General features: G+C 63.8%; 13 protein-coding genes. 7 read left to right on the forward strand and 6 right to left on the reverse strand.

Going from position 1 to position 12,403, the window contains the following annotated elements; all coding sequences use genetic code 11:
* Positions 1-67 precede the first annotated feature (67 nt).
* Together ACFWHB_RS15980 and ACFWHB_RS15985 are read left to right on the forward strand one after the other, a co-directional pair.
* A complete protein-coding gene (locus tag ACFWHB_RS15980; RefSeq protein WP_111910354.1) occupies positions 68-820 on the forward strand; it encodes a DUF3530 family protein in 753 nt (250 codons plus the stop codon).
* Between the two features lie 121 nt (positions 821-941).
* Positions 942-1,898, forward strand: a complete 957-nt coding sequence (locus ACFWHB_RS15985) for a D-2-hydroxyacid dehydrogenase (protein WP_395948838.1) — start codon at positions 942-944, stop codon at positions 1,896-1,898.
* A 56-nt stretch (positions 1,899-1,954) separates the two neighbouring features.
* On the opposite strand, the gene ACFWHB_RS15990 is transcribed toward ACFWHB_RS15985, so the two are convergent.
* Positions 1,955-2,449, reverse strand: a complete 495-nt coding sequence (locus tag ACFWHB_RS15990) for a glycine zipper domain-containing protein (protein WP_111910356.1) — start codon at positions 2,447-2,449, stop codon at positions 1,955-1,957.
* 244 nt (positions 2,450-2,693) lie between these two features.
* The gene (locus ACFWHB_RS15995) at positions 2,694-4,241 is read right to left on the reverse strand and encodes a GGDEF domain-containing protein (protein WP_395948839.1); all 1,548 of its coding nucleotides are present in this window, start codon (positions 4,239-4,241) and stop codon (positions 2,694-2,696) included.
* Positions 4,242-4,522: 281 nt separating this feature from the next.
* On the opposite strand from ACFWHB_RS15995, the gene ACFWHB_RS16000 reads away from it, so the two are divergent.
* Positions 4,523-5,125, forward strand: a complete 603-nt coding sequence (locus ACFWHB_RS16000) for a nitroreductase family protein (RefSeq protein WP_111910358.1) — start codon at positions 4,523-4,525, stop codon at positions 5,123-5,125.
* On the opposite strand, the gene ACFWHB_RS16005 is transcribed toward ACFWHB_RS16000, so the two are convergent.
* Both ACFWHB_RS16005 and ACFWHB_RS16010 read right to left on the reverse strand, forming a co-directional pair.
* Positions 5,118-5,837 carry an HAD-IA family hydrolase gene (locus ACFWHB_RS16005; protein ID WP_395948840.1) on the reverse strand — a complete coding sequence of 240 codons (720 nt, stop codon included), beginning with the start codon at positions 5,835-5,837 and terminating at the stop codon, positions 5,118-5,120. The two genes, ACFWHB_RS16000 and ACFWHB_RS16005, sit on opposite strands and share 8 nt — an antisense overlap.
* Positions 5,834-6,058, reverse strand: a complete 225-nt coding sequence (locus ACFWHB_RS16010; protein ID WP_025326108.1) for a hypothetical protein — start codon at positions 6,056-6,058, stop codon at positions 5,834-5,836. Before ACFWHB_RS16010 ends, ACFWHB_RS16005 begins: the two co-directional genes overlap by 4 nt.
* A gap of 113 nt (positions 6,059-6,171) precedes the next feature.
* Between ACFWHB_RS16010 and ACFWHB_RS16015 the strand changes: the two genes are divergently transcribed.
* Positions 6,172-7,062 carry a LysR family transcriptional regulator gene (locus ACFWHB_RS16015; protein ID WP_163136340.1) on the forward strand — a complete coding sequence of 297 codons (891 nt, stop codon included), beginning with the start codon at positions 6,172-6,174 and terminating at the stop codon, positions 7,060-7,062.
* A 98-nt stretch (positions 7,063-7,160) separates the two neighbouring features.
* On the opposite strand, the gene ACFWHB_RS16020 is transcribed toward ACFWHB_RS16015, so the two are convergent.
* The gene (locus tag ACFWHB_RS16020; RefSeq protein WP_395948841.1) at positions 7,161-7,739 is read right to left on the reverse strand and encodes a cysteine hydrolase family protein; all 579 of its coding nucleotides are present in this window, start codon (positions 7,737-7,739) and stop codon (positions 7,161-7,163) included.
* Positions 7,740-7,772: 33 nt separating this feature from the next.
* On the reverse strand, positions 7,773-8,936 hold the full coding sequence (locus tag ACFWHB_RS16025; protein ID WP_395948842.1) for an FAD-dependent monooxygenase: 1,164 nt from the start codon (positions 8,934-8,936) through the stop codon (positions 7,773-7,775).
* 226 nt (positions 8,937-9,162) lie between these two features.
* Here ACFWHB_RS16025 and miaB point away from each other — a divergent pair, with 226 nt between their 5' ends.
* From miaB to ybeY, 3 genes are read left to right on the forward strand one after another with little or no spacing between them, the layout of a single operon-like run.
* A complete protein-coding gene (miaB, locus tag ACFWHB_RS16030; RefSeq protein ID WP_106887585.1) occupies positions 9,163-10,596 on the forward strand; it encodes a tRNA (N6-isopentenyl adenosine(37)-C2)-methylthiotransferase MiaB in 1,434 nt (477 codons plus the stop codon).
* Positions 10,597-10,645: 49 nt separating this feature from the next.
* Positions 10,646-11,704 (forward strand): PhoH family protein, encoded by a 1,059-nt coding sequence (locus tag ACFWHB_RS16035; RefSeq protein ID WP_395948843.1) that lies wholly within the window; start codon positions 10,646-10,648, stop codon positions 11,702-11,704.
* Positions 11,701-12,171 (forward strand): rRNA maturation RNase YbeY, encoded by a 471-nt coding sequence (gene ybeY, locus ACFWHB_RS16040; protein WP_111910363.1) that lies wholly within the window; start codon positions 11,701-11,703, stop codon positions 12,169-12,171. The genes ACFWHB_RS16035 and ybeY overlap by 4 nt, the downstream gene beginning before the upstream one ends.
* Positions 12,172-12,403 lie beyond the last annotated feature (232 nt).

The following is a 12,403-nucleotide window of genomic DNA, read 5'->3' on the forward strand; positions in this document are numbered from 1 at the left end:
GGATCCCCCCGGCCCCCTTCAGAAATCCGGCACGCCGCCGTTAACCCAGTCAACCGGGGAGCGCATCATGGCCAGATTATCCTTACCACTGCTGTTTTTGACCCTGCTGGCGAGCACCACCTTGCCGGCCAACGAGATCTCGCCCCCAGCCCCCCTGGATCACTGGCAGGAGAGCGACTGGAAGGGGGTGCCTGACAGCACCCGGATCGACAAGCAGAGGGTGCTCTTTGCCAAGCACGACGGCGACAGCTACCTGGGGCTCGCCATACTGCTGCCGGACTGGCAGCGCAGCGGCCAGCTGTGGCAGCTGACCCGGGAGCTGGGGCGACTCGGCTTCGACACCCTGCTGCTGCTCCCCTCCCCCCAACAGACAGAGCTGGATCCGGCCTCCGAGAAGAAGCAGGAGACCATAGAGGCGTTTCGCCAGCAATTTGCCGAGCGTATCGTCAAGCTAGGTGACGCCAAGCTGCAGGAGGGCGGCTTCAAGCTGCTGCTGGCGCAAGGCACCAGCGCGGCCTGGGCCGCCAATCTCATCACCAGCGAGCAGTTGCCCGCCCCCGATGCCCTGGTGCTGCTCGACGGTTTCTTTCCCAACCAGCTGAGCAACCAGACCCTGGCCAAGCAGGTGGCCCAGGCCAGCATTCCCACCCTGGATCTCTATCAGGAAGACGGGGGGCGCTGGCCCCTGCTGGCCGCCGAGGCGCGCAAGAGCGAGAGCCGCCGCAGCCACAAGCTCAACTACCGCCCCTACGCCCTGATGGAGCTGGACGAAACGCCGGGGCGCATCCAGGGCTGGCTGACCCATCTGGGCTGGATCTGACCCGAACGACTAGCAAGTATGGAATTGGGCCATTCGGCCTGTCTGCATCCGGGCTGGTCAGCCGCCCCCCATCTTTGGCATCATGACGACTCCCACGCGGCAGCGAACGGCAGGAGGCTTCATGCAGCAAATCGTGTTTCTCGACAGTGACACCCTGGACGCCGGCATCAATCTGCGTCGCCCCGATTTCCCCCATCACTGGCAAAGCTACCCCGAGACGAGACCGGAACAGGTGGTGGAGCGGCTCAGGTGCGCCAGCATCGCCATCATCAACAAGATCCGCATCGGCAAGGACGAGCTGGCCCAGTTGCCGAAGCTGCGCCTGATCGCCCTGGCGGCCACCGGCAGTGACAACCTGGATCTGGAGGCGTGCCGCGCCGCCAATGTCGCCGTGTGCAACATCCGCAACTATTCGGGCCCCTCGGTTCCCGAACACGCCATGGCTCTGATGCTGGCCCTGTCACGCAACCTGTTCGCCTGGCGCCAGTCCCTGCAGGAGGGGCGCTGGCAGCAGAGCGGCCAGTTCTGTTTCTTCGATCACCCCATCATGGATCTGCACGGCAAGCGGCTCGGCATCATAGGCAAGGGCACCCTGGGTCAGGCCCTGGGGCAGAGAGCCGGCGCCATAGGCATGGAGGTCTTCTATGCCCAGAGCCAGGTCGGCGCCCCCGGGGATGAAGACAGATTGCCCCTGGAGGCCCTGCTGCAGAGTTCGGATGTGATCAGCCTGCACTGCCCGCTCACCCCCTACACCCGCCACCTCATCGGGGAGCGGGAGCTGGCCATGATGAAACCGGGCGCCCTGCTCATCAACGTGGGCCGCGGCGGCCTGGTGGACGAGCAGGCCCTGCTGGAGGCGCTCGGCAACGGTCGCCTCGGCGGTGCCGGGTTCGATGTGGCAAGCGTCGAGCCACCGCCCCCCGACCACCCCCTGATGCAGGCGCTGCGTTACCCCAACTTCATCCTGACGCCCCATGTGGCCTGGGCCAGCGAGGAGTCGATGCAGCGTCTCGCGGATCAGCTTATCGACAACATCAACGCCTTCGCCCTCGGCAGGCGCCAGCACCGCCTGGTCTAAACGACGGAGACGAAAAAGGGGCCACCGGCCCCTTTTTCATTATGCTCGGGATGACATCAGTCATCGTCGTGCCATCTGCGCTTCTTGTACTTCTTGTGATGCTTGTGGTGGCCATTGTGATAGCCGTTGTCACCCCGGTAGCGGTGACCTCCCCGGTAGTCGTTGTTGGACTCGTGGCTATCGCCGGTTCTGGCCCCGATGGCAGAGCCACCAGCCCCGCCGATGCCGGCGCCGATCAGGCGACCGGTATCGCCACCCACGCTCTTGCCGATGGCGGCGCCACCCAGGGCACCGACGGCGCCACCCAGGGCAGCCTCATTCTTGTTGCCCCTGTCGGCCGTGGCCGCACCGCCCGCCGCACCGCCGACTGCGGCTCCCACCAGGGCGCCGGTGTCGCCCCCCAGCTGCTTGCCTATCATGGTGCCAGCCACTCCGCCGACGCCACCACCGAGTATGGTGTTGAGGGTCTCGGACGCCTGCGCCTGACCATTGCCCAACAGCAGCGCGCCCAGCAGCGCCACTGCGCTCATGCCGTATTTGTTCATCTCCATGGGGTACTCCTGTCAAACCTGATGTCTGATTGATTATTTTTCCCTGCACTATACAAAGCGCCCCGGACTCCGCTACCGGGATTACGACGTCTTCGCCGACAGGCTGACTGTCTCTGCTTCGCGACATGGCTCAATCACATGGGCTAACCGACTGAAAATGAATTAAAAAAAAAGGTCACATGGGAAATTATCCCCACTGTGACCCCTTTCTCGGCCATTCAGGCCCTTTTTCTCCCGATGGCGGTCAGACAGATACTGTCACTACAGCCCCTTTGGAGGGAGGCGAAGTGGCTGACAGATGCCAGCAGTCCCGTCCCTGCCGCTTGCTCTGGTACAGACACTCATCCGCCCGATCGAGCAGGGCAGCGGCGTCATCCGGGTAGCGAGCCCCCCCCGCACTCAGGGTGATGGACTCCTCAAACTCGCGCCACTTCAGCGCCCGCACCCGGGCCAGCAGATGGGTCAGGCGATCCTCGACCTCTTCCTGCTCCCAAGGCAGCAGGGCCGCAAACTCATCCCCCCCGATGCGGTAGACCTGAGCCTCTCCCAGGGTTCTTGCCATTATGGTGGCCACCCGGAACAGCACCCCATCCCCTACCCCGTGCCCCCAGCTGTCATTGACGCGCTTGAAGCTATCCACATCAAACAGCACCAGCCAGTGGGGCCTCTCCTCCTGCGCCAGCCTGGCCCTGTCCTGCTCGAAGGCCCGCCGGTTCATGATGCCGGTGAGGGGATCGTGCAGCAGGGCATCCTGCCCCTGCTGCAGGCTGTTTCTCACCTGATGGATCTCCCCCAGGCTGCCGTGCACGAACCAGGTGCGCTGGCGCAGCTGGATCTCCATCAGCGCCTCATCCTGAACGAGGCCACAGAGGGAGCGCTGCACCAGGGTCTGCTCCTGGCGAAAGATCCGCACCAGAAACAGCAGGCTGCACAGCCAGATGGCGAGCAGCGCCAGCGCGGGCAGCACCACCATCAGCAGGGTATCTTGCAGGTTGCCGCGAAAGTGGGTGGGGGGCAGATAGATGTTGAGATCCCAGTCGATATCCGACAGCGGCAACCTCAGGTGACAGCCTTTGCGGATCACGCTCAGCCCGGCTCCCTGGCTAGAGGCGCCGGAGACCGCCGGCAGCAGTGACAGGTTGTGTCCCACCACCAGCCGCCCATCCTTGCGCTCTGTGATGTAGAGGGCGGCCTGGTCGCTGCCCATCGCCCGTTGCAGCGCCGCCTGCAGCGAGTTGAACGACATGTCGACCATCAGCAGGCCCAGCAGTTGCCCCTCGTCATCCTTGACCCGCTTGATCAGGGTCAGAACCTCTGCGTCGCTGCCGAACCCCTGGTAGGGACCAAACCAGATGAGCTCGTCGCTGTCGCTGGCCAGGGCCTGATACCAGGGACGACTCTGCGCCTGATAGTCGGTCGGTACCGGCCAGTCAGGATAGCTGTCGAGACGGTCGAAGCGGGCGTTGTAGAAGTAGAGGAAGTGGGCGTCGTGCTTGAACTGGTGGGCTATGGCCCAGATCCCGTTGATGGCCGAGTCGCCCCTCGCGATGGCCTGCTTGTCCAGGGAGGCCTCCAGCACGCCGAGCTGGCGCCGATTGGCCAGCACCATCTCGTGGATCAGGGTGGCGTCTATGGAGGTGAGCATGTGGTCATAGCCCGCCAGGGTCTTGTCTATGCTGCGCAGGTAGCTGGCCGCCGCCAGCAACAGGGTGGCGATCAGCACCAGGGCACCGAGCAGAAACGACAGCGGCGTCAGTATGTAGTAGCGTTCCTTGATGATGGTTGCAGGCATGCCACCCTCTATAAAATGTCACGTAAGATGCATTTTATAGTGGAAAACACCGCCGTTATATTGATTGAAGTCATTAACACCCAAGGTTAATGACAACAAAGACATCAAGGGGCCATGCCCGGTTTCGTCATCTGAATATCCATAAAAAGTAGAAACAGTCATCACCCAGCGTTGACGGTTTCTTGCACAGAAGGTGTTATAGTCCATGACTCGAGAAATCGGAGCCAGATGACCTTTGTCGGCAACGCTGGCAACAACGATTCATCAACCAAGGAGATGTTATGAGCAGTCCGTTTATCGAACAGATCAAAGTACGTCGTACCATCTATGCCCTGGGTGACCAGGTGACCCATTCCGAGGCCCAGCTGACGGCCCTCATCAAGGATGCCATCAAGCACAGCCCCTCTTCCTTCAACTCCCAGAGCTCCCGTGCCGTCATCCTGTTTGGCGAGCAGCACCACAAGCTGTGGGACATCGTCAAAGCTGAATTGAAAAAGATTGTGCCGCCAGAGGCCTATCCCCAGAGCGAAGCCAAGGTAAACGGCAGCTTCCGCGCCGGTTTCGGGACTGTGCTGTTCTTCGAAGACACCGCCGTCATCAAGGATCTGCAGCAGAAATTCGCCCTCTATGCCGACAACTTCCCCATCTGGTCCGAACATGCCACCGGGATCGCCCAGTTTGCGGTCTGGACCACCCTGGCCCAGGAAGGCATAGGCGCCTCCTTGCAGCACTACAACCCGCTGATCGACGAAGCGGTTCGTAAGGAATGGGACCTGCCCGCCAGCTGGCTGCTGCGTGCCCAGATGCCCTTTGGCAGCATAGAGCAACCGGCCGGTGACAAGACCTTCATGGACGACGAGGTCCGCTTCCGGGTCTTCAAATAATCACGGGGCCTCGCCCGCTCAAGCCCTCGCTCGCCGGGGGCTTTTTGTTGCCAGCCTCTCGGGTCGGCAACGTCACCAGCAAGGGGCCAGCTTCCTTCGCGACCACAGTCACCTGGCACCAATCGGGGATCACCGCCACGACCGCCGGGTCGAGCCGCCTGTCGCCCCCGATCTGCACCACGGGGCAGCCGGCCTGCAGGGCGCTGAGTATCCCCGCCGGGGCATCCTCGAACACCAGGCAGTCGGCGGGGGCAAGACCCAGCTGGCGCGCGGCAAGCAGATAAGGCTCGGGATCCGGCTTGCCCCGCTCCACCTCCTCTGCCCCGATCAATAGTTTGGGCAACGGCAACCCGGCACTGGCCAGGCGGTGCCGCGCCACCCGCAGGCTCGCGGAGGTCACCAGCGCCCAGCGATCCGGCGCCAGGGCCGCCAGCAGGGTGCGGGCCCCGGCGACAGCCTCGGCCACTCCCGCATGCTGGATCTCCAGCTCGTCGAGCAGCGCCACCTCCCGGGCCAGGTCCAGCTGTGGCGCCAGCGCGCGTATCACCTCCCGCGAGCGCACCCCGTGACACATGGCCAGCACAGGCGCGGGATCCAGCCGATGGCCCTGGCACCAGAGCCGCCAGACGGTCTCCACCTCGGTGGTGGAGTGCACCAGGGTGCCGTCCATGTCCAGCAGCAGGGCCTCGGCCCTCAGGGTGAGCATGGTCATGCGGTTCTCCCCGCCAGCACGTCGACGAAGGCCTGCCGCTGGGCCGACTGCTCATAGCAGGCGAGCGCCTGTTCGGTATTGCTCGCCCATACCGGCAGGGGCCCGACGGCAAATCCCTGCTGCAACAGGCTGGTCAACAGCTCACCCGTCTCCGGCGCCGCCAGTGGCTGGGCCATTACCAGGCTTCCCTTGATCAAGAACAGATAACGTTCGCTCGACATGACATGACTCCTTGTGGCTGGTCAGAGGGCCAAAGGCCCGTTTCGAGACCATTAGAACAAGGCAGTTAGATAATTTATAATCAATAAATCGCCACATTGGATAACCAAATGGAATGAAATTTGACTTAAGGCAACTGCAGGCCTTCGTCATGCTGGCCGAGACCGCCAACTACCGGGAGGCCGCCAGTCGGCTCTTCATCACGCAACCGGCGCTGACCAAGCAGATCCAGGGGCTGGAGCTGGCGCTCGGCAGCACCCTGTTCAACCGGGGTCGCCACGGCGCCGAGCTGACCGCCATCGGCACCCAGTTGCTGCCCCAGGCCCGCGCCCTGGTGGAACACGGCAAGGGATTCGAGCACCACGCCCTGGCGCTGGCGAGTGGCGCCGCCGGGCGCCTCAAGATAGGGTTCGGGCTGTCGAGCTTCGCACTGGCCCCCTCCCTGGTGGCCCGCTTCAAGCAGCAGGCCCCCGATGTGATGGTGCACCTGCAGGACATGACCTCCGCCGTCCAGCACGATCTGCTGCTGGCGGGGCGGCTGCAGATAGGCTTTATGCGAAGGCCAGAGGCGCCACAGCTGAGGGAGCACAGGTTGCTGACCGACCGGCTGGTGCTGGCCGTGCCGAGCCAGATGACGGGGCCGGATCCGGCTGCGTTCGACGTGGAGCGGGCGCTGACCACGCAGCCGCTGTTGCAGATGGTGGGCCACCGCTGCCCCGGCCTCAGCCAGCAGATCGCCCGCTTCCTCGGCGCCAACCGGCTGACCGGCATGATCCAGGAGGCGGAAGACATCCAGACCCTGGTGGCCCTGGTGGCCGCCGGCATAGGCAACGCCATACTGCCCCGCAGCGTCGGCTTCATCGCGGGCAAGGATGTGACCCTCTATCCCCTGTCCGGCCCCTGGTCCGAGTGGGAGATAAGCCTGGTGTGGAACCCCGACTTTGCGGATCCCATTCGCGATCGTTTCCTGACCCTGGTCAGAGCCATGCACCCGGAGGCTGAATAAAACGGCGGCAAACCAAAGGGATAACCACGCTCTCTCGTGCTAGCAGGAAGAGTGGGAGCAGGGACACGCACCCATCTGATGTGCGCGTCCTCAAGGTCTCAGCCGGGATCTGACAGCAGCTGGGCCACCTTGATCACCTCGGCGATGCGGCCGAGCTGGCGCAGGGAGGCATGGTGCTCATTGGCATCGGCGGCGGCGCAGGCATCTTCCAGTATGGTGATGGCGTAATCCCGATCGTGGCCATCCCGGGCGGCGGCCTGAATGGCCCAGCCGGTGCTCACCCCGCACAGATAGAGGTGATCGATCCGATTGGCCCGCAGTGCAGGCTCCAGCGCCGTGCCGTAGAAGGGGCTGACCCTGGGCTTGGTCAGCACCAGATCCCCGGGCTCGACATCCAGCTCGGGGTGGAAGTCGGTGCCGCTATCGGCCAGGGAGAGGGCGCCCTGCTGGTGAGCCCGGCCAAACATGGGGGAGCCCTTGGGTTGCAGCAGATAGCCGCCATCGAAGCCAACCTTGATGAGCACCACCAGCCAGCCTCTGGCACGGGCATGGGCCAGCGCCTGGTTGGCGTGGGTGATGGCATCCTGCTCCTGCACATGGGCCGCCGAGGCGGCGATGCGCCCGTCCGGGTGGGCGATGTCGTTGATAAAGTCGATCACCAGCAATGCCTTGTTCATGCTTCTGCCTCCTCGTCGTCAATGTCCTGCTGCCTACACCAGCCCCAGAGCGTAGCGCAGCGCCATCTCCTTGAGCGGGCCCGCCTTGTCCGCCAGGGTCAGGGCCAGGTTGCGGGTCAGGCGTAGCGGCCCTATGTCGTTGCTGAACACCCCGTAGAAGAGATCCATCCCCGACTGCATCAGCAAGTTGTCGGGGCGCCGACGGCGCTCGTAGCGGCTGGCCAGGGTGATGTCGTGCCAGTCAGCCCCCGCCTTGCCGAGCAACTCGGCCCAGCAGGCCACGTCCTTGAAGCCGAGGTTGACCCCCTGCCCCGCCAGCGGATTGATGGTGTGGGCGGCATCGCCGAGCAGCACAACCCGGCCGGCGTGGTAATGGTTGGCGTGGCGGCGCACCAGGGGGAAGCTCCCCTTGCCTGTCACCTGGAAACCGCCGAGCCGGGCCGGAAAGTGACGGCGCACCTCGGCGGCCAGGGCCTCATTGCCCATGGCGGCCAGCGCCCGGATGCGGGCCGGGCTGTCATACCACACCAGGGAGCCGTGCCGGCCCGGCAGCGGCAGGAAGGCGCGCGGGCCGCTCGGGGTGAACTGCTGCCAGGTGATGTCTTCCTGCTCGAACTCGGTATCTATGTTGATCAGCATGCAGTGCTGGCGGTACTCGAAGCGCGACACCCCTATCCCGGCGAGGCGGCGGGTGAGCGACTCGGCACCATCGCAGGCCAGCACCCAGCGCGCCTGCAGCTCGGTACCATCGTCGAGCAGCAGGCTGGCGTGCCCGGCACTTTGCTGCAGCCGGACCACAGCCGCCGGGGTGTGGGTCTGGATATTGGGAAAATCTTCCATTCGCCTCAGCAGGGCGAGCTGCACCAGCCGGTTCTCTATGATGTAGCCGAGCTGGGGCAGTCCCAGATCCGCCGAGTCGAAGCGGGTGGCAAAGCCATCCAGCTCCCAGGTCTCCAGCCGGCGGTAGGGGCACAGCCGCATTTGCTGCAGGTGCGACCAGGCACCGGCCTTGTCCAGTAGCGCCACCGAGGCCTGGCTGATGGCGGAGACCCGCAGATCCAGCGGCTGCTCCGGGGCGTAATGTTCCGGCAACCGGGTCTCGATGACCCGCACGTTGAGACCCTCTGCCGCCAGCAGGCAGGCGGTGGCGGCGCCCACCATGCCGGCGCCGACGATGGCGATATCACACTGTTCCATAACTTGATTCCTGCAAGGGGTCGCCCCGGACAAGGAGAGAGGGGGCGAACCGAATGGGGCATGATAACGCAAGGAGACCGGATAAACAGTGAGTCAGACGGGCAATTGCCGCGACGGGCCAGGCCATCTGGCGGCGGCGCGGCCCCAGACTGGTCAGCACCGGGATTGCGGAGTAAAATGGCCGGTCCTTTGACCCTGCCGATCTTAAACACAGTCAAGAGTAGCAATGAGCAAGAAACTTCATATCAAGACCTGGGGCTGCCAGATGAACGAGTACGACTCGTCCAAGATGGCCGACCTGTTGGACGCCAGCAATGGCTACACGCTGACCGAAGAGCCCGAGGAGGCAGACGTCCTGCTGCTCAATACCTGCTCCATCCGTGAAAAGGCCCAGGAGAAGGTGTTCCACCAGCTCGGTCGCTGGAAGAAGCTCAAGCTGAAAAAACCGGGACTGGTGATAGGGGTGGGTGGCTGCGTCGCCTCCCAGGAAGGGGAAGCCCTGCGCCAACGTGCGCCCTATGTGGACATCGTTTTCGGCCCCCAGACCCTGCACCGCCTGCCCGCCATGATCAAGCAGGTCCAGGAGGGGCGCGGTGCCCAGGTGGACATCGCCTTCCCCGAAATCGAGAAGTTCGACAACCTGCCGGAGCCCCGTGCCGAGGGGGTCACCGCCTTCGTCTCCATCATGGAAGGCTGCTCCAAATACTGCTCCTTCTGCGTGGTGCCCTACACCCGCGGCGAGGAGGTGAGCCGACCGCTCGACGACGTGCTCTACGAAATCGCCCAGCTCGCCCAGCAGGGGGTCCGCGAGGTGAACCTGCTCGGTCAGAACGTCAACGCCTACCGCGGCCCGACCTTCGATGGCAATGACTGCACCTTCGCCGAGCTGCTGCGCCTGGTGGCCGCCATCGACGGCATCGACCGCATTCGCTACACCACCAGCCATCCCATCGAGTTCACCGACGACATCATCGAGGTCTACAAAGACACGCCGGAAGTGGTCAGCTTCCTGCATCTGCCGGTGCAGAGCGGCTCGGATCGCATCCTGACCATGATGAAACGCCCGCACACAGTGCTGGAGTACAAGTCCAAGATCCGCCGCCTGCGCGCCGCCCGTCCCGACATCACCATGAGTTCCGACTTCATCGTCGGCTTCCCGAACGAGACGGACGAGGATTTCGAGGCCACCATGAAGCTCATCGAGGAGATCAACTTCGACATGAGTTTCAGCTTCATCTACAGCCCGCGCCCCGGCACCCCGGCCGCCGATCTGCCGGACGACGTCGACATGGAGGTGAAGAAGGCCCGCCTCACCCGCCTGCAGAACCAGATCAATCACCAGTCCATGCTCATCGGCCGCGCCATGCTGGGCTCGGTGCAGCGCATCCTGGTGGAGGGGCCCTCCAAGATGGATCCCATGCAGCTCAGTGGCCGCACCGAGAACAACCGGGTGGTCAACTTCGAAGGCCCGCACCGCCTCATCGGTGGCTTCGCCGACGTGGAGATCACCGACGTGCGCCCCTACTCCCTGCGTGGCCGCTTCATCCGCGGCGAGGACGAAATGAATCTGCGCATCGCCACGGCGCCGAGCGAAATCCTGGCTCGCCGTCCGGACAACGTCCCCGATGATCTCGGGGTGGCGGCCTTCAGACCCCATTAATTTTCTCCCCCCTCCCGAGGGCGGGGGGAACAGCCGATACGAGGACACCTTGAGCCGACACATCTCGACCCTGAACCTGCACCTGGAACCCGCCGACAACCTGCGTCTCGCCAGCCTGTGCGGCCCCTTTGACGACAACCTCAAGCAGCTGGAGCGCCGTCTCGGCATCGAGATCAGCTACCGTGACAACCACTTTCAGTTGCTCGGCAAGCAGGCCCAGATAGATGCGGCGGCCGTCATCCTCAAGCACCTCTATGTGGAGACCCAGCCCCTCAAGGGGGGCAAGGTGACCGACATCACCCCCGAGATGGTGCACCTGACGGTGCAGGAGTCCCGGGTGTTGGAGCAGGACGATGACGAGGCGCCGAGCCAATCCTATGGCAAGGAGGTGACGGTCAAGACCAAGCGCGGCCTCATCAAGCCCCGCAGCCCGAACCAGGCCCAGTACATCAGCAACATAGTGCGTCACGACATCAGCTTCGGCATAGGCCCGGCCGGTACCGGCAAGACCTATCTGGCGGTGGCCGCCGCCGTGGATGCCCTGGAGCGCCAGGAGATCCGCCGCATCCTGCTGACCCGCCCGGCGGTGGAAGCCGGTGAGAAGCTCGGCTTCCTGCCCGGGGATCTCTCCCAGAAGGTGGACCCCTACCTGCGCCCCCTCTACGACGCCCTGTTCGAGATGCTGGGCTTCGAGCGCGTCGAGAAGCTGATGGAGCGCAACATCATAGAGGTGGCGCCCCTCGCCTATATGCGCGGAAGAACCTTGAACGATGCCTTTATCATCCTGGACGAAGCCCAGAACACCACCACAGAGCAGATGAAGATGTTCCTGACCCGCATCGGCTTCAACTCCAAGGCGGTGGTGACCGGCGACATCACCCAGGTGGACTTGCCGCGCAGCACCAAATCCGGTCTGCGCCACGCCCTGGAAGTGCTGCAGGGGGTCGATGGCCTGTCGTTCAACTTCTTCGAATCCAAGGACGTGGTGCGCCACCCCGTGGTGGCCCGCATAGTGCAGGCCTACGAGGCGTTCGACGCCCGGCAGGCGAGCGAGAAGAGCCCCCCCACTACCCGCAACGAGAACACCAGCAAAGAGAGTGCCCAATGAGCGTGACCCTGGATCTGCAGCTGGCCTGCGCCAGCACCGACGGCCTGCCGACCGAAGCCCAGCTGCAAGGCTGGCTCGATGGCACCATTCTGGGTTTCCAGGAGGAGGCCGAGGTGACGGTACGGCTGGTGGACGAGGCGGAGAGCCGCGAGCTCAACCTCACCTACCGCGGCAAGGACAAGCCCACCAACGTGCTATCCTTCCCGTTCGAGGCTCCTCCCGGCATGGAACTCCCCCTGCTCGGGGATCTGGTGATCTGTCGCCAGGTGGTCGAGGCCGAGGCCCTCGAGCAGAACAAACCCCTCGAGGCCCACTGGGCTCACATGGTTGTGCACGGCAGTCTGCATCTGCTAGGTTATGACCATATCGAGGACGAGGAGGCCGAGGAGATGGAGCAGCTCGAGCGCGACATCATGCAGGAGCTCGGCTTTGCGGATCCCTACCTCGACGACGAAGTCGAAGGATAAGGTGAATGAGAAGCCGAGGAGATGGTGCAGTTCCAGAGCGCGACATCATGCAGGAACTCGGCTTTGCGGATCCCTACCTCGACGACGAAGTCGAAGGATAAGGTGAATGAGAAGCCGAGGAGATGGTGCAGTTCCAGAGCGCGACATCATGCAGGAACTCGGCTTTGCGGATCCCTACCTCGACGACGAAGTCGAAGGATAAGGTGAATGAGAAGCCGAGGAGATGGTGCAG

This window comes from Aeromonas mytilicola subsp. aquatica, from assembly GCF_044336385.1.
Taxonomy (GTDB): Bacteria; Pseudomonadota; Gammaproteobacteria; order Enterobacterales; family Aeromonadaceae; genus Aeromonas; species Aeromonas rivipollensis.